This is a genomic window from Mycobacterium sp. IDUB_24 (assembly GCF_055419385.1).
Map to the genome: position 1 here is coordinate 1 of NZ_JBVAXO010000007.1, position 23,719 is coordinate 23,719.

General features: G+C 63.2%; 12 protein-coding genes and 1 pseudogene. 9 read left to right on the forward strand and 4 right to left on the reverse strand.

Annotated features, from left to right (window positions below; genetic code table 11):
* The 3 genes and pseudogenes from ACZYZF_RS22625 to ACZYZF_RS22635 form a co-directional block, all read left to right on the forward strand.
* Positions 1-205 (forward strand): annotated as a pseudogene (locus ACZYZF_RS22625) (hypothetical protein); the annotation flags it as partial.
* A gap of 35 nt (positions 206-240) precedes the next feature.
* Positions 241-1,251 (forward strand): ornithine cyclodeaminase family protein, encoded by a 1,011-nt coding sequence (locus ACZYZF_RS22630; protein ID WP_463837115.1) that lies wholly within the window; start codon positions 241-243, stop codon positions 1,249-1,251.
* 34 nt (positions 1,252-1,285) lie between these two features.
* A complete protein-coding gene (locus ACZYZF_RS22635) occupies positions 1,286-2,632 on the forward strand; it encodes a hypothetical protein (protein WP_463746932.1) in 1,347 nt (448 codons plus the stop codon).
* On the opposite strand, the gene ACZYZF_RS22640 is transcribed toward ACZYZF_RS22635, so the two are convergent.
* The 4 genes from ACZYZF_RS22640 to pks2 form a co-directional block, all read right to left on the reverse strand.
* A complete protein-coding gene (locus ACZYZF_RS22640) occupies positions 2,629-3,945 on the reverse strand; it encodes a WS/DGAT/MGAT family O-acyltransferase (RefSeq protein ID WP_463746933.1) in 1,317 nt (438 codons plus the stop codon). The two genes, ACZYZF_RS22635 and ACZYZF_RS22640, sit on opposite strands and share 4 nt — an antisense overlap.
* A gap of 80 nt (positions 3,946-4,025) precedes the next feature.
* Positions 4,026-5,981, reverse strand: coding sequence for a molecular chaperone HtpG (htpG, locus tag ACZYZF_RS22645; RefSeq protein WP_463746934.1), 1,956 nt, complete (start codon positions 5,979-5,981; stop codon positions 4,026-4,028).
* A 59-nt stretch (positions 5,982-6,040) separates the two neighbouring features.
* Positions 6,041-6,853: a GAP family protein gene (locus tag ACZYZF_RS22650; protein WP_463746935.1), complete on the reverse strand. Its 813-nt coding sequence runs from the start codon at positions 6,851-6,853 to the stop codon at positions 6,041-6,043.
* A 451-nt stretch (positions 6,854-7,304) separates the two neighbouring features.
* Positions 7,305-13,577 (reverse strand): sulfolipid-1 biosynthesis phthioceranic/hydroxyphthioceranic acid synthase, encoded by a 6,273-nt coding sequence (gene pks2 / locus ACZYZF_RS22655; protein ID WP_463746936.1) that lies wholly within the window; start codon positions 13,575-13,577, stop codon positions 7,305-7,307.
* A 409-nt stretch (positions 13,578-13,986) separates the two neighbouring features.
* Here pks2 and ACZYZF_RS22660 point away from each other — a divergent pair, with 409 nt between their 5' ends.
* The 6 genes from ACZYZF_RS22660 (at position 13,987) to ACZYZF_RS22685 (ending at position 23,465) form a co-directional block, all read left to right on the forward strand.
* Positions 13,987-15,726: an AMP-binding protein gene (locus ACZYZF_RS22660; RefSeq protein ID WP_463746937.1), complete on the forward strand. Its 1,740-nt coding sequence runs from the start codon at positions 13,987-13,989 to the stop codon at positions 15,724-15,726.
* 23 nt (positions 15,727-15,749) lie between these two features.
* Complete coding sequence (locus tag ACZYZF_RS22665) at positions 15,750-16,550, forward strand: alpha/beta fold hydrolase (protein WP_463746938.1); 801 nt, start codon at positions 15,750-15,752, stop codon at positions 16,548-16,550.
* Between the two features lie 312 nt (positions 16,551-16,862).
* Entirely contained in the window at positions 16,863-17,273 is a 411-nt protein-coding gene (locus ACZYZF_RS22670) for an MmpS family transport accessory protein (RefSeq protein ID WP_463747222.1), read from the forward strand.
* Positions 17,270-20,152 (forward strand): MMPL/RND family transporter, encoded by a 2,883-nt coding sequence (locus ACZYZF_RS22675; RefSeq protein WP_463746939.1) that lies wholly within the window; start codon positions 17,270-17,272, stop codon positions 20,150-20,152. The genes ACZYZF_RS22670 and ACZYZF_RS22675 overlap by 4 nt, the downstream gene beginning before the upstream one ends.
* A 35-nt stretch (positions 20,153-20,187) precedes the next feature.
* Entirely contained in the window at positions 20,188-23,022 is a 2,835-nt protein-coding gene (locus ACZYZF_RS22680; RefSeq protein WP_463747223.1) for an MMPL/RND family transporter, read from the forward strand.
* Positions 23,023-23,138: 116 nt separating this feature from the next.
* Positions 23,139-23,465, forward strand: coding sequence for a hemophore-related protein (locus tag ACZYZF_RS22685; RefSeq protein WP_463746940.1), 327 nt, complete (start codon positions 23,139-23,141; stop codon positions 23,463-23,465).
* The last annotated feature ends 254 nt before the right edge of the window (positions 23,466-23,719 follow it).

Here is a 23,719-nt window from a genome sequence, read left to right on the forward strand (position 1 = left end):
CGGAAAGGTCTTCATCTCGGCCCATTCCTATCTGCCGGGTCGAGTCAACACGAATGAGCGTTTGCAACAAGACCTTTTAAACGCTTTGAACGACTTATCGCTCACCGGAATGTATCTGTGGGAGGCCGACGCGGATGAAAGTTCAGATGGACAGTCAGGCGGAGGCATCAAACATGCAAGGGTGGAGGAACGGTGGACGCATTAATGCTCTCGTATAGCGATACGAGGCGCCTAGTGGACATGGTCGGAATGGACGTGATAATGCGGACATGTATCGACAGGTTGCGGAACGGGTTTTCGGAGGTTGCCCGCGAACGTTGGCGAGGCTGCCCACCTCGAAATGGGTTTGTGCACGACCAGTGTGTCGGCGGTGGGGTGATCGAGAACATGCCGTATCTCGAAGTCAACCGCGGAATGACATTGAAAACAATCAGCTATAAGCCGAACAACAATGCCGAACATCGGTTGCCGACTGTCGTAGGAGCAATATGTAGGTACAGTGATTCCAGCGGTGAATTGCTCGCGATCTGTGATGCCACTGTTCCCACTGCAATTCGTACCGGTGCCGCTACCGCTGTGGCCAGTTCGATGCTCGCTCGGCCTGGTTCGCGAACTGCGGCGATCGTGGGTGCTGGATTGCAGGCCGTTACGCAGATCCACGCGCTGTGTGTTTCGTTCCCCCTGGAGCGGATCCAAGTTTACGACATCGACAGAAAGTGCGCTGAATCCCTCAAGGATCGTTGCAACTTCACGTCCGCTCAGTTTGAGGTCTTTGATGATCCGCATGGGGTGGTCAAGGGTGCGGACATTCTGGTTACCGCAACATCGGTACGTCCGGGTGCCGGCCCGGTCGTGAGGGATGAGAGGCTGTCCTCCCACCTTCATATAAATTCCATTGGGTCGGATGAGCCCGGCAAGACCGAGTTGCCGTTGTCGGTGCTGAACAGGGCGTACATTTGTGTCGACCATATGGACCAAGCATTGAACGAAGGGGAATGCCAGGTTCTTGAACGGGATGCAATCGACGTCACCCTGCCGGACCTGGTCGGAATTGCAAGTTCGGCTGGCGAACCCCTGCCCCAAGTCCACGAGCTAACCCTGTTTGACAGCACCGGATTCGCATTTGAAGATCACGTGGCCTTGGACGTATTTCTAGATTTCGCAGCCGAGGCTGGTATCGGCGGTAAATTCTCCATCCTCGATGGGCCTGTGGGGTTGCATTCGCCTTACTCGACATCGGCAACCAACTAGAACTGCTCGGCTCTCTTGGAAAGTGCGGTTGAAAATGAGCAATGTACTCGATGTGCTCGACCAGACCATGTTTGACGTGGGGCAAGCTGTCGGAGGTGCCAGCCAACTGCAGTGCATCTGGGTGTACGACCGCCCGATCGACATCGATGGCCTGCGGCGCTTCCACGAACATCTTCAGCGGGGACGGTTATCCCGCTGCATCGAGCGGTCACCCTTGCCGTTCGGCCGCCACCGTTGGATAGCGCCCGACAGGTTGCCCGACCTCGAGATCGTGGAGACGGCCCGCCCGCGTGAAGAATTCGACGACTGGCTCGACGAACAGATCAACACCCCATTGGATTGCGAACGCGGTCCCGGATGGCGCCTCGCGGTGCTCCCGTTCACCGACGGCGGTACCGGGGTCAGTTTTGTCCTTTCCCGTTTCCTCACCGACGGCGTCGGTTTGAGCACCGCGCTGACGGATGCGTCGCTCGGCCGCGACGACCCGATGAGCTGGCCGGCCGCCGGATCCCGCGGGCGATGGCGCGCCCTCCGCGAGGACGCCGGCCAAACCCTGCGCGACATCCCTGCCATGGGCCGCGCCGTCGCCGCCGCCATCCGGTTGGTCCGACGCAGCCGCGGTGGTGCCGGCGGTACCGCCGCACCGGCCGTCACATCACCTGCGCCGCCCGCCGGTTCCGACAAATTGGTCATACACGCAATGGCAACGGTCGTGGTCGATGCGGACGAGTGGGACGCCCGCGCACGCGCACTCGGCGGAACCAGCAACTCGCTACTCGTGGGATTGGCAGCTCGGCTCGCCCAACGGGCAGGCCGGGTTGCTGCGGACGGTTCGGTCGAGGTGATCATGCCGGTCGATGAGCGCGCTGACGGCGACACTCGGGCCAACGCGATCGGCAATGCCACCGTCACCGTCGACCCTGAACTCGCCACGACGGACCTGCGGGAGATCCGGGCGGCGGTCAAACAAACGCTGATTCGCCACCGGGAGGGGGCCGAAAACGAGATGGCAGTGAACGCCATCGTCCCACTTCTACCTGCGGGGCTTCTCAAGGCTGCCCGCAGTGCGACCACTGTCGTCTCACCCAACCAAGTCGGCTCTTCCAACCTTCGTGTGGTCAACCCGGCCGTCGGTCGACCCGATGGCACGGACGCCGACTCCTTCGCCCTGAGGGTTCTTCACTTGGGCGTGACCGAGGCGAGAATGCGCCGGCTCGGCGGAATCCAGTCTGTGCTCTCCGGAACGGTGAACGGCAAGGTCTTCATCTCGGCTATCTCGTACCTGCCAGACTGCCTCAACTCCAATGACAGCTTGAAACAAGAACTTTCGAGTGCATTGAAGGACTTTTCGATCACTGACACCTATCGAGCGGTGAGCTAGAACTCATTCAACGCTGTCGAAAGCTGCATGCGTAGCTCATCATTCGAATTGGCATGGCCCGGCAGGTAGGAACTCAACGAGACGAATATCCGTCCGTCCATCGTTCCGGAAAGCATGGTTTGCACACCGCCGTACCGGTGCAGTGTCGCCGTGGACACACCGGTGTGGTGCAACCTCATGGCGAAGGAATCGGCATCCGTCCCATCTGGCCGGCCGGCGGCGGGATGGATCTCTCCGACGTTCGACGCGCCGACGAGATTGAATGGGTTGCCCCTGGTTGCACGACGGGCGGCGTTCAGGACCCGCTCAGACATGAGGGGCACCAGCGCATTCAGTACCTGCTGGGGGTCGGGTTCCTCCGAGAACCGAATCAGCGCTTGCTTGACCGCGGCCCGGATCTCAGTCAGATCCGTCGTTGCAGACGCCGGGTCGACTGTGGCGCGGACGCCTCCGATCGCGTTGGCGCGGGTGTCGTCCGTAGTGCGCTGGTTCACCGGTAGCGTCACGACCACAGAACCATCCGCCGCAACCCGTCCGGCTCGTTGGGCGAGGCGAGCGGCCAGGCTCACAAGCAGCGTGTTCCGAGTCCCGCCGAGTGCGTTCGCGCGGGCATCCCACTCTTCGGCGTCGACGAAAATCGTTGCCGTTGGGAGCAGGTGGGTTTCGTCGGCTTCAGGGGGCGGCGCAGGCGATGCAGTGGTGGGCCGTCTGACTGTTTCGGCACCGTTGCGCCCTTGTTGTCCAAAGCGTATTGCGGCGGCGACGGCACGGCCGATGGCCGGGAAATCGCGCACAGTCTGGCCGGTGTCTTCTCGCACGGCCCGTAATCGGCCGCGCGACGCGGTAGACGGCCAGCTGATCGGGTCGTCGCGGCCACACGCCGCATCGGCCAACGCCTGCCCCAGTCCGACGCCGTCTGTGAGGCAGTGTGAGACGACCAGGCTCACGCCTGTGCCGCCGTCGGTGAACGGGAGCACCGCAAGGTGCCAGCCGGGACCGTGCTCACAATCCAGTGGGGTGTTCACCTGTTCGTCGAGCCAGGCGTCGAATTCTTCACGCGGGCGGGCCGGCTCGACGATCTCGAGCTCAGGCAGCTTGTCGGGTGCCACCCAGCGGTGGCGGCCGAACGGCAAGGGCGACCGTGCGATACAGCGAGACAACCGACCACGTTCAAGGTGACGGTGGAACTGCCTTAGACCGTCGATGTCGATCGGGCGGTCATACACCCAGACACCCTGCAGCAGAGTTTTCGATCCCGTGGCCTGCTCCATGTCGTACATGGTCTGATCGAGCAGATCGAGTACGTTGCTCATTCTCGTACGGTACGAGCCCAAGCATCCCTTCACTCGGCGATTTTGATGAATCGATACGAAATCGGTTGCGATGAAGCGCCTTACAGGGTGCGGGCCAAGTGGTCGGCGAGTAGTCCGGCGAATTTGGCCGGGTCCTCGGGTATTTCACCTTCAGCTATAAGGGCGGTGCCGTACAGCAATTCGCTGGTTTCTCCCAACCGATGCAAGTAATCAGCGTCACCGCCCGTCTCGTACGCCCGTCGCAAGCCGGTGACCAGTGGATGCGTCGGATTGAGCTCGAGTGCGGGTTTCCCGGCGCTGATTGTTTGCCCGGAGGCGCGATACATGCGCGCCAGCGACGGTGTGATGCCGAACGTGGGGGTGACCAAGCAGGCCGGCGACTCGATCAATCGACCGGACAATCGCACATCCGAGACCTGTTCGCTCAGAGTCTCCTTCAACCAGGCCAGCAGGTCGGCGAACTCCTGCTTCTGGGCTTCTCGCTCAGCCTCGTGCGCGGTCTTGTCTTCCTCGGAGTCGAGATCGACCTCGCCTTTGGCGACCGACTGCAGCCGCTTGCCGTCGAACTCGGGTACCGAGCCCACCCAGATTTCGTCGACCGGGTCGGTGAGCAGCAGCACTTCGTAACCTCGGGCCTTGAACGCCTCCAGGTGCGGCGACTTCCGAAGCTGCTCCGCCGACGGTCCCGTGGCGTAGAAGATCTGTTCCTGACCTTCCTTCATGCGTTCGACGTACTCAGCCAGCGTGGTGGTGGGCCCCTCAGTGCCGTCGCTGCCGGAGAACGTGGAGTGAAACGATGAAATCCTCAGCAGCGTGCCCTGGTTGTCCGGGTCAGACATCAGGCCTTCTTTGAGGACAGCGCCGAACTGTGTCCAGAAGCTGCGGTAATCCTCGGGCTTGCCGGACTGCAGGTCCACGATGGTAGACAGGATCTTCTTCGTCAGCCGGCGACGGATCGCGGTAACCTGCCGATCCTGCTGCAGGATCTCACGAGAGACATTGAGTGACATGCCCTGTGCATCCACCACGCCCTTGACGAAGCGCAGGTACCTGGGCATGAGTTCTTCGCAATCACCCATGACGAAGACCCGCTTGATGTACAGCTGCACGCCCGTCTTGGCGTCCCTGGTGAACAGGTCGAACGGCGCGTGCGACGGGATGAACAACAACGCCTGGTACTCGAAGGTGCCCTCCCCCTTCATCGGGATGACGGCGAGCGGATCGTCCCAGGCGTGGGCGATGTGTTTGTAGAACTCGTGGTACTCCTCTTCGGAAACCTCATCTTTGGGCTTGGCCCACAACGCCTTCATCGAGTTCAGTGTCTGAGTTTCGACGGTGACGGTATCCGGCCCGCCCTCTTCGCCCGCCGGCGTGGATCGCTCGACCTCCATCCGGACCGGCCAGGCGATGAAGTCGGAGTACTTCTTGACGAGCTCTCTGATCTTCCACTCGGCGGTGTAGTCGTGAAGTTGATCCTCGACATCCTCGGGTTTCAGGTACAGAGTGACCGACGTGCCCTGCGGTGCGTCGTCGACGGATTCGATGGTGTAGGTACCGTCGCCGCTCGACACCCATCGGGTGGCTTCGCTCTCGCCGGCCTTACGGGTGAGCAGTTCGACCTTGTCCGCGACCATGAACGTGGAGTAGAAGCCGACGCCGAATTGTCCGATCAATTCCTCTGAGGCCGCCGCCTTCTTGGCCTCTTGCAATTGCTTACGAAGCTCTGCGGTTCCCGACTTCGCGAGGGTGCCGATCAGATCCACGACCTCGTCGTGTGTCATCCCGATGCCGTTGTCGCGGACTGTCAGTGTCCGCGGATCGTGCCCCACCTCGATGTCGATGTGAAGATCGGAGGTGTCGGCGGTCAGCTCCTTGTTCCGCTGCGTTTCGAGGCGCAGCTTGTCCAAGGCGTCCGAGGCATTTGAGATCAGCTCTCGGAGGAACGAGTCCTTGTTGGAGTACACCGAGTGAACCAGCAGGTCCAAGAGTTGGCGTGCCTCCGCCTGAAACTCCAACTGCTCGACGCGTGCAGACATGTGATCCCATCCCCACAGATCAACCTACGTTGGACAGCCGGATCATACCGACCCGCCGATCAGAGGCCGCCCACGCCCCGGAGCACCAAGGAGGCGCCGACAACCGCGCAGATGGCCGCCGCGAACGTCTGGCGATGCGCACTGGCCCATTCGTGCAACTTGCGCAGTGCCGCTTGGGTTTTCTCCGGCGCGACCACGTTGCTGACGAGAATGAACTCCTCCACGAGAAGTACGCCGAAGACGAAGGCGATCACTGCGACCAACTGGACTTCGAACGAGGCACCTGAGGCGACGACGATGGCCAGGGCGAACAGAAGTCCGTCGAGTGGCGGAATCACGATCACCCCGATGACGAAGGGAATCCACGGGGATCCGTTCTGCCAGGCTTCGCGTACGCGACCGAGCAATCCCCGAGATTTGGTATCGGCATCGTCATCGCCCGGGGTGGAGTACAGCAGTCTTGTGATCGCCGGTGGCGCACCGGAATCATCTACGAGCGTCGAGGTGGTGCCGGTGCCGTCGCCTGCCGACTTCCGATGACTACCTGCGGCGACAGGTTTCCGTAGCACGTTGCGGGCCACCATGATCGCGGCGATGGCCAGCAGAGCTATGCCGATGCCGATGGTGATGCGCTGCGTGAGCGGGTCTGCGGTGGGGTGCGCAAACTTCTGCGCGAAGGCGGACGAGGCCGGAGTGGAGTGGAGCACGAACAGTGGAATGACGAGGCTGGCCAGTCCTATCAGCACTGCGCCCGCCCAGTAGGCGAGCAGGTTTTGCACAGGCCGCGGCCGCGAGAGCACCAGAAGGATGATTCCGAGGCGCACAGGATTGATGGTCGTCAAAAGTGCCAGTACTACCAACGAGCCCCACATGACCGGAATCCTACCTCGTCTGTTATTTGCTGTATGCGTTCTTGCCGCCTGACCACGAGCAGTTTTGGGCTCGTCTGTCCGCGCGGATGCGCGGGGCTGTGTACGTCATGGTCGGCGAACCTGAACGGTTTGACCCTCATCGCGTATCGGTTCCGCGGATCTCGGTGCCACCCTGCCGATCCTCCCCGCCGTTTCGGTATTGATTTGTCCAAATGCACTGTCAATAAGCTAGTTTCGTGCACCCATGGTCGGTGGTCGCGGAAACGGGGTGAGAAACAGTCGATCGGCGCGGGTTCTGCCGGAAACCGAGGCCGGCGGCGCGCCGGAGGCGGCGGCCGACGCGGTGCAGGGGTCGGGTGCGGGCCGGATGAATCCGCGGGCACCTCGATACCGATGGCCGCTCACGTATTTGCTGGACGCGGCCGGATTCAGCTTCTTGCCGCCCCTCATCTCACGCAGCCCCCGCGGGCAGCAGCTTTTCGCACAGCAGGTCTGCCAGGCCACGCACGGTCGTGATTCCGGTCGCCGAGATCCGAATGCCGGTTTCGTTCTCGATGCGGGTACGCAGTTCGAGTGCTCCCAGTGAGTCCATGCCGTACTCGGAGAGCGGGCGGTCCGGGTCGACACTGCGGCGCAGGATGACGCCCACCTGATCGGAGATCACATGCCGCAACTTGCCGGGCCATTCTTCCGGGGGCAGCTCCTCGAGTTCGGCATGCAACTTGCCGGTGCCCGTGGCGGCCTGGCCGGTCGAGCGGAATGCTTCGGCGAACGGGCTGCGTTCGGCGAATACGCTCAACCACGGAGTTCCCGTGATCGGCGCATATCCGGTGTAGGCACGGTCATGACGTAGCAGGGCCTCGAACGCATACGCGCCCTCGTCAGGCGCTATGGCGATTCCGGCGCCCTCGGCCAGGTCGGTGCCACGCCCGATCTGGCCCCAGGCGCCCCATGCGATCGCGCTGCCCGGCAATCCCTGCGAACGGCGCCACAGGCTGAAGGCGTCCAGCCAGCTGTTGGCAGCCGCGTACGCACCCTGCCCGGGGGAACCGATCAGCGCTGCCGCCGACGAGAACGAACAGAACCAGTCCAGAGGCTGGCCCATGGTGGCCGTGTGGAGGTTCCACGCTCCATAAACCTTTGGTGCCCAGTCTCTCTCGATCAGCTCGTCGGTGATGTTGGTCAGCGCGGCGTCCTCGATCACGCCCGCCGCGTGCAAGACACCGCGCACCGGATGCCCGTCGGCGGTCGCCACGGCCACCAACCGCTCCGCGGTGGTGAACTCGGCGATGTCGCCGCACTCCACGAGTACGTCCACGCCCGTCGACCGGATGCGCTCGAGAATCTCCGAAGCCCGCTCGGTCGGCTGCGAGCGAGAGGACACCACGATGCGTCCACATCCGTTGGCCGCCATCTTCTCGGCCATGAACAATCCGAGGCCACCGAGTCCGCCGGTGATGATGTAGGCGCCATCGGGCCGGTACACCTGCACCTGTGACGGTGGGACCACCAGGCGGCTGGAGCCGGTGTGTGGAATGTCGAGGACCAACTTGCCGATATGTTGTGCGCCGCTCATCATGCGTATCGCGGTGGCGGCGTCGGCAAGTGGGTAGTGGGTGACCTCCGGTGCGGGCAGATCACTTTCCGCGGTCAGCAGATATACGGTTTCGAGCAATTCCCGGAGCCGGTCCGGATGGCTGACGGACATCAGCGCCAGGTCGACGGCATAGAACGAGAGGTTGCGCCGGAAGGGGAAGAGCCCCAACCGGGTGTCGCCGTAGATGTCCCGCTTGCCGATCTCCACGAATCGTCCGCCGAATGCCAGCAGTTCGAGGCCGGCCCGCTGGGCGGCACCGGTCACCGAATTCAGCACGATGTCCACGCCGTATCCCTGGGTGTCCTGGCGGATCTGCTCGGCGAACTCCACGGTCCGCGAGTCATATACATGCTCAACACCCATGTCGCGCAAGAGCTGTCGGCGCTGCTCGCTACCGGCGGTGGCGAAGATCTCCGCGCCCGCCGCGCGGGCGATGGCCATCGCGGCCTGCCCGACCCCGCCGGTCGCGGAGTGGATCAACACCTTGTCGCCCGATTTGACCCGGGCCATGTCGTTGAGCCCGTAATAAGCGGTGGCGGTCGCAATGGTCAATGCGGCCGCCTCGGCGTCGGTCAGTCCGGCGGGCACGGTGGCTGCCAGGCGGGCGTCGCAGGTGACGAACGTGCCCCAACAGCCGTCGGCGCACAGGCCACCGACCCGATCGCCGACCTTGTGGTCGGTCACGTCGGGTCCGACCGCGGTCACCACACCGGCGAAGTCGATGCCGAGTTGGGGCAGTACCCCATCGAAGGCGGGGTAGCGTCCGAACGCCACGAGCACGTCGGCGAAGTTGATGCTGGATGCACTGACCGCGACCTCTATCTGGCCCGGGCCAGGAGGAACATGCTCGCAGGCAACAAGTTCCAGCGACTCCAGGTCGCCCGGTGTACGGATCTGCAGCCGCATTCGGTCGCGTTCGAGATGGGCGATGGTGGTGCGGCGCTCATCGGGGCGTAGTGGGGCAAGGCACAGCCGTGCGGCGTACCACCGGCCGTTGCGCCACGCGGTTTCATCCTCCTCTGACCCGCTGAGCAGTTGGCGTGCCAGCTGCTCCACGTCGGTGGCCTCGTCGACGTCGATCTGAGTGGCGCTCAGGTGCGGATGTTCGGTGCCGATGACCCGGATCAGGCCACGGAGCTCAGCCTGGTCCAGATTGGCCACATCCCCGGCGATGACCGTTTGGGCGTTGCGGGTCACGACATAGAGGCGAGGTAGTTCGCCGCTCATCTCCGGTAGCTGTCGGGCGATGTGCACCAGATGGCACACATACTCCCGGCCCAACAGGGGTGACTGGTCGGCGTGGTCGCCATTGTTGGGCGAGGTCGTGACGACGACGGCGGTGAACCGGCCCTCCCGCAGATGATTGCCGAGTTGAGCGCAGGTCAGCGAGTCGTCTGGTTGATTGGGCCAGCTCATGGTGGTGCACTGGGCGCCACGCTCTTTCAGGATCCTGCTCAGTTCGTCGGCGACCGCATCGGGGCCGTCGGAGGCATTGATGAGCAGCCAGGATCCGGCTTCGGCGTATTCCACCTCCGGCAGGTCCCGTTGGCGCCATTCGACGGTCAGCAGTCTTTCGCTGAGAACCTGATCATCGTGTCCGCTTGAGGAGGCGCCGGTGCCCAGGCGAAGTCCCTGCACTGTCAGCAGGACGGCTCCGTCCTTGTCGAGTACATCGATGTCGGCCTCGATGCCGGTGGCGTCGGCCTTGACCAGCCGCGTGTAGCAGTAGTGTGCGCTGCGGGCCGAATCGTAGGTACGTAGCCGGCGCACACCCAACGGCAGTCCCAGAGCGTCGCCGCCGAGCGCCTGAACCTCCGGATGCGCCTCGACCGATTGGAAGCACGCATCGAGAAGTGCCGGGTGCACGCCGTACGCGTCCTGTTGTGAGCGGATCGAGCGAGGCAGGGCGACCTCGGCGAGCACCGTGCGGGCATGCGCCTCGCCGGTACGCACGGTGACCAGTCCGGTGAACGCGGGACCGTACTGAATACCATGCTGGCCCACGCGATTACGGACCTCGGCGCCTTCGTCCTCGCACGGGTGGGCGGTGAGGATCGCAGTGATGTCGTACGCGGGCGGTTGCTCATCCACGGCGGTATGCAGGGCCGCGATCGCGTGCCGCGTGTGCTGACCCTCCTCATCGGTCTCGACGATGAAGGTGGCCGCGCCGGGGGAGGACACCGAGGCGGACGCTCCGACCTCCGTCGATTCGTCCAGGAGCAGAGCCTGCTCGAACCGGATGTCACGGACTTCGGAACCCTCGCCCAGCACAGCCTTGGCGGCGGCCAGCGCCATCTCGCAGAAGGCGGCTCCCGGAAGTACCGCGACAGTACGGATTTGATGGTCGGCCAGCCACGGCTGCGCCGCGGTGCCGACATCGGCCTGCCAGACATGGCGTTCCGGTTCTTCGTGCAACCTGACGTTGGCGCCGAGCAGAGGGTGGACCGCGATGGTGCAACCACCGTGGGTCGGGGAGTCATGACCACCGCCGTCGAGCCACAGTCGGCGGTGCGTCCAGCTCGGCAACGGCGCATCCACGAGTTGACCGCTCGGGCAGAGCACCGAGAAGTCGACGGCGGCGCCCGCACTGTGGACGTCGATCAGAAGTCCGCGCAGACCATTCGGCATCGGCTGCTGTCTGCGCATCGCGGCCAGCGCGGCCATCGGAGTTTCCCGGCCTGCGGCGGTCTGCTCGAGGGCACGGGTGAGCAGCGGGTGTGGCGACAGTTCGGCGAAGACCCGATGCCCGTCCTCCAGCGCGGCTTGTACGGCGGTGGCGAAGCGCACCATCCGGCGCATGTTTGTCACCCAGTAGTCGGCATCGCACACCGGTTGTTCTCGGGGATCGAACAACGTCGCCGAGTAGAACGGGATCTCGGGTGTCATGGGTTTCAGATCGGCGAGAGCGGCCGCCAGATCGCCGACGATCGGCTCGACTTGTGGGGAGTGGAAGGCCACGTCGACGGGGACTTCGCGAGCCATCACCCCGCGCTTCTCCCAGTCGGCGACCAGATCCCGCACCGTCTGAGTGGTGCCGGCGATGACGGTCGACTGTGGTGAAGCCACCACTGCCACCACGACATCGTTGATGCCGCGGCCGGTCAACTCGGAAAGTACTTGTTTGGCAGGTAGTTCCACCGCGGCGGTGGCACCTTTCCCGGCAATGCGGGACATCAGGCGAGACCGGCGGCAGATGAGCCGCAGCCCGTCATCCAGAGACAGCGCGCCTGCGACGACAGCTGCTGCGCCCTCGCCCAGGGAGTGGCCGATGACCGCACCGGGGTGCACGCCGTGTGTCTTCATGGTGGCGGCCATGGCGACCTGCATGGTGAACAACGTCGGCTGCAGACGGTCCTGACCGGTGACGACGTCCGCCGACGACATCGCCTCGGTCACCGAGAATCCGGACTCGGCCAAGATGATCGGTTCGGCCTGCGCCACCGTGGCGGCGAACACCGGTTCGGTCGCCAAGAGCTCGGCTCCCATTCCCGCCCACTGCGAACCCTGACCCGAGAACACCCAGACGGGACCACGATCGTCGCGTCCGACCGCCGGCTGATACGGGGTATCGCTGTCGGCGACCTCGCGCAAGGCCGAGATGAGTTCCGGTCGGCCGCTCGCACTGACGGCGGTGCGTACCGGCCGGTGCCCCCGTCGGCGTGCCAGGGTGTAGGCCAGATCGGGTAGTGCGACATCATCATGTGCCTGCACCCAGTCCGCCAGCCGGCCGGCCGTGTTCCGCAGTTCGTCGGCCGAGGTCGACGACAACGGGAACAACATGGGTTCGGTCGCCGATCGGGGTTCCCGGCCTACTGCGGCGGGGTCTGCCGGCTGTTCCGGTGCTTGTTCCAGGATGGCGTGGACATTGGTCCCCGACAGCCCGTACGACGAGACTGCTGCCCTGCGGGGATGATGCCCGTCGGTGCACCACGGCGTGGTCTCCTGGGGCACAAAGAGATTGGTCTGGATCGCGGCGAGCTGCTCGGGCAGACGGGTGAAATGCAGGTTTTGCGGAACCTCGCCGTGCTGCACGGCGAGGACGGCCTTCATCAGGCCGATGGCTCCAGAAGCTGCCTGGGCGTGCCCCAAATTGGTCTTGACCGATGCCAGCGCACAGGGGCCGTCAGTGCCGTAGACCTTGGCCAGGCTCGAGTATTCGATAGGGTCGCCCACCGGTGTCCCGGTGCCGTGCGCCTCGACCATGCCGACTGTGACGGGATCGACGCCGGCGGCAGCCAATGCCGCTCGGTACACCGCGGTCTGTGCGGCATCCGATGGCGTCGCGATGTTCACGGTGTGACCGTCTTGGTTGGCGGCGGTGCCACGCACGACGGCCAGGATTCGATCGCCGTCACGCAGTGCGTCGGGCAGCCGCTTGAGCAGGATGACGACGCAGCCCTCTCCGGACACGAACCCGTCGGCCGCGGCATCGAAGGCGTGACAGCGCCCGGTCGCCGAGAGCATTCCCTCCGCCGAACCCGAAGCGAACTTGCGCGGGTCCAGAGCCAAGGTGGCGCCACCGGCCAGGGCGAGATCGCTCTCGCCCTCATGCAGGCTGCGGCACGCCAGATGTACGGCAGTCAAACCCGAGGAACATGCGGTGTCCACGGTGAGCGCGGGGCCGTGGAGCCCGAGCGCGTAAGCGATCCGCCCGGACGCCAGACTGAAGTTGTTGCCGCTGAAGCCATATGCGGCTTCGAGAGCTTGCGCGTCGGCAGCGAGCATCTGATAGTCGGCGTGCGTGAGGCCGACGAACACTCCGGTCGGTGAATCTGACAACGCCTCCCGGGTGAGGCCGGCATTCTCCATGGCCTCCCAGGCGGTCTCCAACAACAACCGGTGCTGTGGATCGAGTGCGGCGCTCTCTCGTTCGTTGATACCAAAGAACTCCGCATCGAATCCGGCGACGTCATCGAGGAACGCACCCCACTTCGACACCGACCGACCAGGCACCCCGGGTTCCGGATCGTAGTATTCGTCGGCGTCCCAACGGTCGGGCGGAACCTCGGTGACCAGGTCATCGCCTCGGATCAACGCCTCCCACAACCGCTCGGGCGAATCGATGCCCCCCGGGAGCCGGCAGGACATGCCGATGACCGCAACCGGAGTAACTGGTGTGACGCTCAAATTGCCCTCCTCCCGACAGGCCTTTCCGCGGTCCGGCCGCTGTCAGGCTCGATGCCCCCTATTCGTGCGTCGGGCCGCAGAATTAGACCGCTTATGTGGTGCGGCCATTAGGGGCTCAACGCCCGCCAAGGCGGTCGTAATCAATAACAGTATGGTTCGCTGCGGAATGTTGTCGCAGAATCCGTTCAATCGATCGCGAAGATGCCCCCGATTGCAAGCACTTCGCGCGCTTCACCAGGCAAATACCTTGATTGTCAAGATCAGAGGCCATCGTTGTGCGCGCGCCATGGCTTCGCTCGCAGCGATCGACGGCGGGGAATGACCTCGATGTGATTCATATGGTCATCGAAATATAGTTTGCTGATGGTTCCGGATATGTTGTTGCGATTAGCGCGATACTCTGACGTCCGTGGGCGAGGCATCCATTTTGACGCTGCTGCGGGATCGAGCTGGGCTGCAGGGCGACGACACGGCGATGACGTTTGTTGACTACGAAAATGATTGGGAAGGCTCAACCGAGAGCCTGACGTACGCGCAGCTGTATCGGCGTGCGGGTGGCGTTGCGCGGGAACTCGGGAGGTTCGGCGCGCCCGGCGACCGCGCACTCATCCTGGCGCCACAGGGCCTGGACTACATCGTCGCCTTCTTCGGTGCGCTGCAAGCGGGGCTGATCGCCGTCCCCTTGGCGGTTCCACTCGGTGGCGTCAGCGACGAGCGGGTCAGCTCGGTGCTCCAGGATGCGGCGCCCACGGTCATCCTCACCACTTCCGCGGTTTCCGGCGCAGTGAGCGATTTCGTCGGATCTGCGGCCGGCGGATCCGCTCCGGCGGTCGTCGAGGTCGACACGTTGGACTTCGATGCTCCGGCAGCGCATGGAGCCCCGAGTGAAAGCGTGACGGAGACAGCGTATTTGCAGTACACGTCGGGCTCGACGAGGAACCCGGCCGGAGTGATGATGTCGCACCGAAACCTGCTGGTGAATTTCGAGCAGCTGATGTCGGGCTACTTCGCGGAATTCGGAAACGTCGTCCCGGAGGGTTCGACCATCGTGTCGTGGCTGCCCTTCTATCACGACATGGGTCTGTACCTGGGGGTCTGTGGGCCGGTGCTGTCGGGCGTTCCCGCAGTACTCATGAGTCCGGTGGCCTTCCTGCAGCGCCCGGCCCGTTGGGTGCAGATGCTCGCGACCAACGGCCGTACCTACACGGCCGCACCGAACTTCGCATTCGAACTGGCGGTGCGCAAGGCTTCGGACGAGGACATGGCCGGTCTGGATCTGTCGGACGTTCTCGTCATCATCACCGGAAGTGAGCGTGTGCACCCGGCAACGCTCGAGCGCTTCACCCAGCGCTTCGCTCGGTTCAACCTGCCGGGGAAAGTGATACGCCCGTCTTACGGAATGGCCGAAGCCACGGTGTACATCGCCACTCGCGAATCGGGTGAGCCCCCTGCGATCGTGCGTTTCGAGTCCGAACCGCTGACCGCGGGCACTGCGCGGCGCTGCCAGAACGGAGCCGGCACGCCTCTGGTCAGCTACGGCGTCCCGGTATCGCCGCTGATCCGGATCGTAGATTCCGAGACGAGCTCCGAATGTCCGGCCGGAACCGTCGGAGAGATCTGGGTATACGGCGAGAATGTCGCGAGCGGATACTGGCGCAGACCGCAAGAGACGGAATCAACCTTCGGTGGGAAGCTTGTCGCTCCTTCGGACGGCACGCCCGAGGGGCCTTGGCTGCGCACCGGGGACTCGGGATTCATGTTCGACGACGAGCTGTTCATCATCGGTCGTATCAAGGATCTGCTGATCGTGTACGGGCGTAATCACTCTCCCGACGACATCGAGGCGACGATCCAGGAGATCAGCCGGAGCCGGTGTGCGGCCATAGCCGTCCCGGACGGCCATACCGAGAAGCTCGTGGTCATCGTCGAAGTCAGGACGCGGGCGCCGTCGCCCGAGGCGCCGGAGGATCCGCTTTCTGTCGTCAAGCGTGAAGTGACCTCGGCGATCTTCAACACGCACAGCCTGGGTGTCTCAGATCTGGTTCTGGTGCCGCCCGGTTCGATTCCGATCACCACAAGCGGAAAGGTCCGCCGTGCGGCGTGCGTCGATCAGTACCGGCAGGGCGAGTTCGCCCGCCTGGACGCATGAGCAGCCGTGTGGGCGGATGACGGGTGAACCTGGCCTACGAAGACCGCGGCGACGGTGAGCCTGTGCTGTTCATCGCCGGGCAGGGCGGTGTCGGACGTACCTGGGATCTTTATCAGGTGCCCGCATTCCGCGCCGCGGGCTATCGCGTCATCACCTTCGACAACAGGGGTGTGGGCGCGACGTCGGACGGCGACGGCTTCACCACGGCGACGATGGTGGCCGACACGGCGGAGTTGATCGAGCGACTCGACATCGCCCCCGTCCGGGTGGTGGCGGTGTCGATGGGCTCGTATATCGCGCAGGAGCTGATGCTGGCCAGGCCTGAACTGGTGAGCCGGTCGGCGTTGATGGCCACCCGTGGGCGCCATGACTGTACGCGCGAGTTCTTTCGTATCGCGGAGCGGGACCTTGCCGATGCCGGTGTGCGGTTGCCCGCCACATATGACGCGAAATTGCGCCTGCTGGAAAACTTTTCACCGAAGACCTTGAACAACGAAGGCTCTGCTCGGGACTGGATCGACACGTTCACCAGATGGCCGGCGAAGGTGACACCGGGAATTCGCGCTCAGTATGGCGTCGCTCCGCTGGAAGATCGAAGGCCGGCCTACCGGACGGTCAACACTCCGGTGCTCGTGATCGGATTCGCCGACGATCTGGTGATGCCCCCGCATCTCGGGGCCGAAGTCGCAGATGCCCTGCCCAACGGGCGCTATCTTGAGATTGCGGACGCGGGCCACCTTGGCTTCCTGGAACGGCCTCAAACGGTGAATTCGGCAATCTTGAATTTCTTTGCAGAGTCACACAACGGCCATTCAGTCACATGAAAATTGTTAGCCGCGTTAAATTGAGTTCCACGGCGGCGGCCCCGCCAAATGCATTACGATCCCGTATCACCTTGGGAATGGACAGATATGGAGGTTGCCTGAATGCTCTACTGGTCAGGCTCGGATCGTCCTGCCCGGGCTGTTGCATGCTTGCCGTGACACCCATTTGCGGCAGGCCCGAGAGCACTGCCGTAAATGAATCGCCGGCGTCTTTCGGGTATCGGTCGATGCATTTCGCCGGTACCTGCGGCGCGGATTGTCCGGATTGGGCCACGGATTCAGGGGGTTGGTGATTTGGGGGTTCTGAAGCGGATATGGATTCCGCTGTTGGTAGTGGTGGTCCTCGGTGCCGGAGGATTCACCGTTATGCGGCTGCATGGTGTCTTCGGCTCTCAGACTCGCCCCGCATATGCCGACACAGAGCTCGAGGAACGTAGGCCGTACGATCCGAAACAATTGGTATATGAGGTGTTCGGCCCGCCCGGGACGGTGGCGAACATCAGCTACTTCGACGTCGATGCCGAGCCGCGGTTCGTCGAAGGGGCAAGCCTGCCATGGTCGTTGAAGTTCCCGATGACCGAGGCCACCTCCATGGTCAACGTCATCGCGCAGGGAGACAGCGACAGGATCGGCTGCCGCATCATCGTCGATGACGAGGTCAAGGCGGAGAAGGTCGAGAACGGCGAGAGCGCCTTCACCTACTGCCTCCTGAAGGCCGCATGAGTAGCCAGAAGACCGGCGGCAAACCGCCATTCGTAGCAAGGATGATCCGCGTACTGGCGGTGCCGATCATCATCGGTTGGTTGGTGATCGCCTATGTCTTGAGTGCCGTCGTTCCCCCGCTCGAGCAGGTGGAGAAAGAGCACTCCGTATCCCTGATCCCCAATGATGCACCGTCGTTCGAGGCGGTCGAGCGCATGGGCAGGAACTTCGGCGAAGCCACCTCGAACAGCGCGGCGATCATCGTTCTGGAAAGTGAACAGCCCCTGGGCGACGATGCACACCTCTATTACGACGATCTGGTTCGTCAGCTGAAAGCCGACACAGCGCATGTACAGCACGTCCAGGATTTCTGGGGCGACCCACTCATGGCGGGCGCAGCGCAGAGTGCCGACAGCAAGGCCGTGTACGTCCAGATGGGTCTCGCGGGCGACCTCGGCCAAGCGCTTTCCAATGAATCGCTGGAAGCGGTCCGGGGCATCGTCGATCGGAGTTCACCACCGCCGGGCGTGAAAGCCTATGTCACCGGCCCGGCAGCGATGGTCGCCGATTTGAGTGCGAGCGGCAACAAGACGGTCCTGCTGGTCACCGGTCTGAGCCTCGCGGTGATCCTGGCGATGTTGCTCTTCTTCTTCCGTTCGATCTTCACGGCCGTGATCCTGTTGTTCCTGGTGGGCATTCAATTGCAGGTGGCCCGAGGAGTGGTCGCACTTCTCGCCGATCACGGTGCGATCGGGCTTTCCACCTATGCCGTCAACCTTCTGGTGACCCTCGGCATCGCGGCGGGAACGGACTACGGCATATTCTTCGTCGGGCGTTATCAGGAAGCACGTCAGGCCGACGAGGATCGCGAAACCGCCTTCTACACCACATATCTCAGTGTCGGCAAGGTGGTGCTGGCATCCGGCTTGACCATCGCCGGCGCTGTTTTCTGCCTCAGTTTCACCCGCTTGCCCTACTTCCGGACCCTCGGTATCCCATGCGCACTGGGCATGATGGTGGCAGTTGCGGTGGCACTCACGCTGATCCCGGCCGTTCTCGCACTGGGTAGTCGATTCAAGCTGTTCGAGCCCAAGCGCAAGATCATCGTTCGCCGTTGGCGCCGAATCGGCACGGCGATCGTTCGTTGGCCCGCACCCATCCTGGTTGCCACCTGCGCGGTGTCGTTGATCGGGCTGCTGGCGCTGCCTGCGTACCAGCCCGGGTACAACGATCAGCAATACCTGCCCAAGGACATTCCCGCCAACGCCGGATATGAAGCCGCAGCCCGCCATTTTCAGCAGTCACTGATGGCCTCGCCCGACATCCTGCTGGTCGAGGCCGACCGCGACATGCGTAACCCGGCCGACTTCCTGGTGCTCAACAAACTGGCCAAGGGCGTGCTGTCCGTCCCCGGAGTCGCCCGGGTGCAGTCGGCGACACGACCCGAGGGTATTCCCCTCAAGCACACGACGATTCCGTTCATCATCAGCTCCTCGAATGCCGGCCAGATGCAGCTGTTGCCCTTTCAGAAGGCCCGGATGAACGACCTGCTCGCTCAGGCCGACGAAATCACGAAAACCATCGCGGTGATGCAACGCATGTACGGGCTCATGCAACAGCTCGCGGTCGCGACCAACGATGTGGTCAGCAAGACTCACGACCTGGAAGACGTCACGCTCGAGCTGCGGGACCACATGGCGGATTTCGACGACTTCTGGCGCCCGATTCGCAACTATTTGTACTGGGAGCCCCACTGCTTCAACATCCCACTGTGCTGGTCGACGAAATCCCTGTTCGAGGCGCTTGACGGCGTCGACAAACTCACGGTGACGATGCACGATCTGATCGGCAACCTCGATCAACTCAATCTGCTTCTGCCGCAGATGATCGCGCAGTTCCCGGCCATGATCACCACCATGCAGAGCACGCGGTCCATGATGCTGTCGATGCGCAGCACCATGGGGGGAATCCTGGCGCAGATGGATGAGATGTCCGAGGGTGCCACCGCCATGGGCAGAGCCTTCGACAACGCACAGAATGACGATTCCTTCTATATCCCGCCCAACGTGTTCAAGAACAAGGACTTCCAGAGAGTGATGGACGTCTTCTTGTCGCCGGACGGGAAAACGGCGCGGCTGCTCATCACCCAGCGAGGCGATCCGGCGACACCTGAAGGTATTGCTCGCGTCAACCCGATCAGAACAGCTGCAGAGGAGGCGCTCAAGGGCACACCGCTGGAGAACGCCAAGATCCTCCTCACCGGGAGCTCGGCCATGGCCAAAGATCAGGTGGACGGGTCGACCTATGACTTGCTGATCGCCGGAATCGCGGCGCTGTGCCTGATTTTCATCATCATGCTCATCATGATCCGGAGCCTCGTCGCGGCCTTGGTCATCGTCGGGACGGTGGCGCTGTCACTCGGCGCGGCGTTCGGGCTCTCGGTGCTCATCTGGCAACACATTCTCGGGATCCAGTTGAACTGGATCGTGCTCGCGATCGCACTCATCATTCTTTTGGCTGTCGGCTCTGACTACAACCTGCTGCTGGTGTCCCGGATGAAAGAGGAGATCAAAGCCGGCATCAACACCGGCATCATCCGTGCCATGGCCGGCAGCGGAAAGGTCGTGACAGTCGCGGGTCTGGTGTTCGCCTCGACGATGTTCGCGTTGTTGGCCAGTGATGTGCGCACCATCGGCCAGGTTGGTTCGACGATCGGTATCGGTCTGCTCTTCGACACCTTGGTTGTGCGCGCGTTCATGACCCCGTCCATCGCCGCTCTGCTGGGCAGATGGTTCTGGTGGCCGCTGCATGTCCGTCAGCGGCCCGCCAGCGCGATGCTCCGGCCGACCGGCCCTCGCCCGCTGGTCCGTTCCCTGTTGCTCAAACCCGACGAACGTTGACGGCGGTGAGCAACAAGCCGCCGTTTACTGCCAGGATGATCCATCGGCTGGCGGTGCCGATCATCCTCGGATGGTTGGTGATCGTCGCGATTCTGACCTTTGCCGTTCCGTCCCTCGAACAGGTGGGGCGGCAGTATTCCGTCTCGCTGGTCCCCAAAGACGCCCCGTCATTCCAGGCGGCGCAGCGCATGGGCAAGAGCTTCGAGGAATCCGATTCGGACAGTGTGGCGATGGTCGTCCTCGAGGCAGACCAACCACTCGGCGATGAGGCGCACCGCTACTACAACGAGCTGGTTCGCCAGCTGAAAGCCGACACCCGGCATGTGCAGCACGTGCAGGACTATTGGGGCGACCCCCTCACGGCGACCGGTGTCCAGAGCGCTGATGACAAGGGCGTTTATGTCCAGTTGAACCTCGCCGGCAATCAAGGTGAATCACTGGCCAACGAATCCGTCGAGGCAGTCCGGGACCTCGTCGCGCGGACGCCGCCGCCCCCCGGCATCAAGGCCTACGTCACAGGGCCCGCGCCGTTGGTCTCGGATATGAACCACGCCGGCGACAAATCCATCATCAAGATCACCATCGTCACGCTCGTGGTGATCTTCACGATGTTGCTCCTCGTCTATCGCTCCGTCGTCACCGCGGTGCTTCTCCTGGTCATGGTCGGGGTACAGGTTCAGGCGGCGCGCGGAGTGGTCGCGCTCCTCGGTGAACACCAGGTGATCGGTCTGTCGACCTTCGCGGTCAATCTCCTGGTCTCCCTGGGGATCGCGGTGGGAACCGACTACGGCATATTCTTCCTCGGCCGCTATCAGGAGGCACGTCAGGCGGGCGAAGACCGCGAGGCCGCCTTCTATACGACGTATCGAAGCGTGGCCAAGGTGGTGCTGGGTTCCGGCCTGACCATCGCCGGAGCCATCTTCTGCCTCAGCTTCGCTCGGCTGCCCTATTTCCAGACCATGGGTGTCCCCACCGCCGCCGCGATGATCGTCGCGGTCGCGGTGGCGCTCACGCTGGTGCCGGCCGTTCTTGCGGTGGGCGGTCGCTTCGGGCTCTTCGAACCCAAGCGCAAGATCATCGTCCGGCGGTGGCGGCGGCTCGCGACGGCGATAGTCCGTTGGCCCGCACCGATTCTCATCACCGCCTGTGTGATCGCGCTCATCGGGTTGCTGGCGCTGCCGGCCTACCAGACCAGCTTCAACGACCGCCTCTACGTGCCTGCGGACATTCCGGCGAATATCGGATACGCAGCCGCCGAACGGCACTTTCCGCAGTCCCGGATGACGCCCGACGTCCTCATGCTCGAGGCCGATCACGACATGCGCAATCCGGCAGATCTGTTGATATTGAACAAGCTGGCGAAGGGTGTTTTCGCCGTACCGGGCATCTCCCGGGTGCAGGCGATCACCCGGCCTGAGGGCAACCCGATCGATCGGACCTCGATCCCGTTCTTGCTCAGTATGCAGAGCGCAAATCAGAAGCAGGTCTTGCCGTTCCAGCGGGACCGCATGAAGGACCTGTTGAAGCAGGCGAACGATCTGACCACGATGATCAACATCACGCAGCGTCTCTACGATGTGGGCCTGAAGATGGCCGACACCACCCATGCGATGACGCAGGACACACATGAGTTGGACGCCGTCACCGATGAATTGCGCGACCATATCGCTGATTTCGACGACTTCTGGCGGCCCATCCGTAACTACCTCTATTGGGAGCCGCACTGCTTCGACATTCCCATCTGCTGGTCGTTCCGATCCCTCTTCGACGCGCTCGACGGGGTCGACGCGGTTTCCGACGGAGTGCACGATCTCAGTCTGGGGACGGACCGGCTCGATACGCTCATGCCCCAGATGATCGGCCAGTTCCCGCTGATGATCGCCAGCATGAGGGCGATGAGGGCCGGCCTGATGACCATGCACAGCACCATGGCGGGCTCCCTGGCGATGATGGACGAGGTGGGCGAGGATGCCACCGCGATGGGCCAGGCATTCGACGCGGCCCGCAACGATGACTCCTTCTACCTTCCGCCCGAAGTCCTTGAGAACAAAGACTTCAAGCGCGCGATGAACCTGTTCTTCTCGCCGGACGGGAAGTCTGTTCGCTTCATCATTTCGCACCGGTCCGATCCGGCGACGCCCGAAGGCATCTCGAGGGTCGACGCGGTGAGCAAGGCGGCCGAAGAGGCGCTCAAGGTGACCCCACTGGAGAACGCCAAGATCTATTTGGCCGGTTCCGCGCCGACGTTCAAGGACATGCGTGACGGGGCGACATACGATCTGCTGATCGCCGGGGTGGCCGCACTCTGTCTGATCTTCGTGATCATGTTGCTGGTCACGCGAAGTCTCATCGCAGCCCTCGTCATCGTCGGCACGGTGGCACTGTCACTCGGCGCGGCGTTCGGCCTCTCAGTGCTCATCTGGCAGCACATCCTCGGCATAAACCTCCACTGGTTGGTGCTCGCGATGTCCGTGATCATTCTTTTGGCCGTCGGTTCTGACTACAACCTGCTGTTGGTCTCCCGGATGAAGGAAGAGATCGGCGCGGGTATCAACACGGGCATCATCCGGGCCATGGGCGGTAGTGGAAAGGTCGTGACGGCGGCCGGCCTCGTGTTCGCGTTCACCATGATGTCGATGGTGGCCAGTGATCTGCGAATCATCGGGCAGATCGGTTCCACCATCGGTATCGGTCTGCTGTTGGACACCCTGGTGGTTCGCGCGCTGATGACTCCGGCCATCGCGGCGTTGCTCGGCCGCTGGTTCTGGTGGCCGCAAATGGTTCGCCAGCGGCCCGCCAGTGCGTTGTTGCGGGATACGGCTTCGCGGCCCGTTGTCCGCTCCCTGTTGCTGCCGTCCGACGAGAGGTGACGTATGGCAACACTCTTGCGTACGCAATTACGTGTGCTTCCGCATAGCAAATCTCGAAAACCCGGGCCTGCTGACGTCGCGGGGGTAGAGTCCGGACAGGGGGAGGAGGTCCTCACATGACGAAGCGTTCGTCGATCAAATCGGTTGTCGCAGTCGGTGGTCTGGCATTCTCGATGATCGCCGGGGCCGGTGTCGCGTCGGCAGATCCCAGGTTGGATTCTGCCGTCAACAGCTCCTGTAGTTATCCGCAGGTGATGGGCGCTCTGAACGCGCAGAGTCCCATGGCAGGCGCATCGCCGGCAGTTCAGGATGTATTGCGTCAGTTTCTCGGCTCACCGCGGGATCAACGGCAGCGCATGGCTGAGGGCATAGCCGCCCAGCCGGCCAATCAGCCGTATCTGGGGTTGCTGCAGACAGTCTTCGACACCTGTAACAACTTCTGAACACGGCGCCGCAGCGCACCGGCCGTCGCCGCGAGCGCCCTGGACCGATCGTCGGTCGCCTTGTCGGTCAAGGCGCTTCCGATGTGCAGTGATGCCGCCAAGACCTGACGGTAGACGTGGCGGGCCCTATTGCAGGCGCACCGCGCCCGCGCACCGTGGTGTTCATCGAAATGGTGCCCTCGACGGCTGACGCGGCGACCACGAGCGACGAACGGTGGCGGCTGAAATCAATGTCGCGAAGACTTGTTTGCTCG

Bases quoted from the DNA above. Each gene is read 5' to 3' on its own strand.
- ACZYZF_RS22630 (WP_463837115.1), top strand. From the start codon at position 241: ATGGTCGGAATGGACGTGATAATGCGGACATGTATCGACAGGTTGCGG.
- ACZYZF_RS22635 (WP_463746932.1), top strand. From the start codon at position 1,286: ATGAGCAATGTACTCGATGTGCTCGACCAGACCATGTTTGACGTGGGG.
- ACZYZF_RS22640 (WP_463746933.1), bottom strand. From the start codon at position 3,945: ATGAGCAACGTACTCGATCTGCTCGATCAGACCATGTACGACATGGAG.
- htpG (WP_463746934.1), bottom strand. From the start codon at position 5,981: ATGTCTGCACGCGTCGAGCAGTTGGAGTTTCAGGCGGAGGCACGCCAA.
- ACZYZF_RS22650 (WP_463746935.1), bottom strand. From the start codon at position 6,853: ATGTGGGGCTCGTTGGTAGTACTGGCACTTTTGACGACCATCAATCCT.
- ACZYZF_RS22675 (WP_463746939.1), top strand. From the start codon at position 17,270: ATGAGTAGCCAGAAGACCGGCGGCAAACCGCCATTCGTAGCAAGGATG.
- ACZYZF_RS22680 (WP_463747223.1), top strand. From the start codon at position 20,188: ATGATCCATCGGCTGGCGGTGCCGATCATCCTCGGATGGTTGGTGATC.
- ACZYZF_RS22685 (WP_463746940.1), top strand. From the start codon at position 23,139: ATGACGAAGCGTTCGTCGATCAAATCGGTTGTCGCAGTCGGTGGTCTG.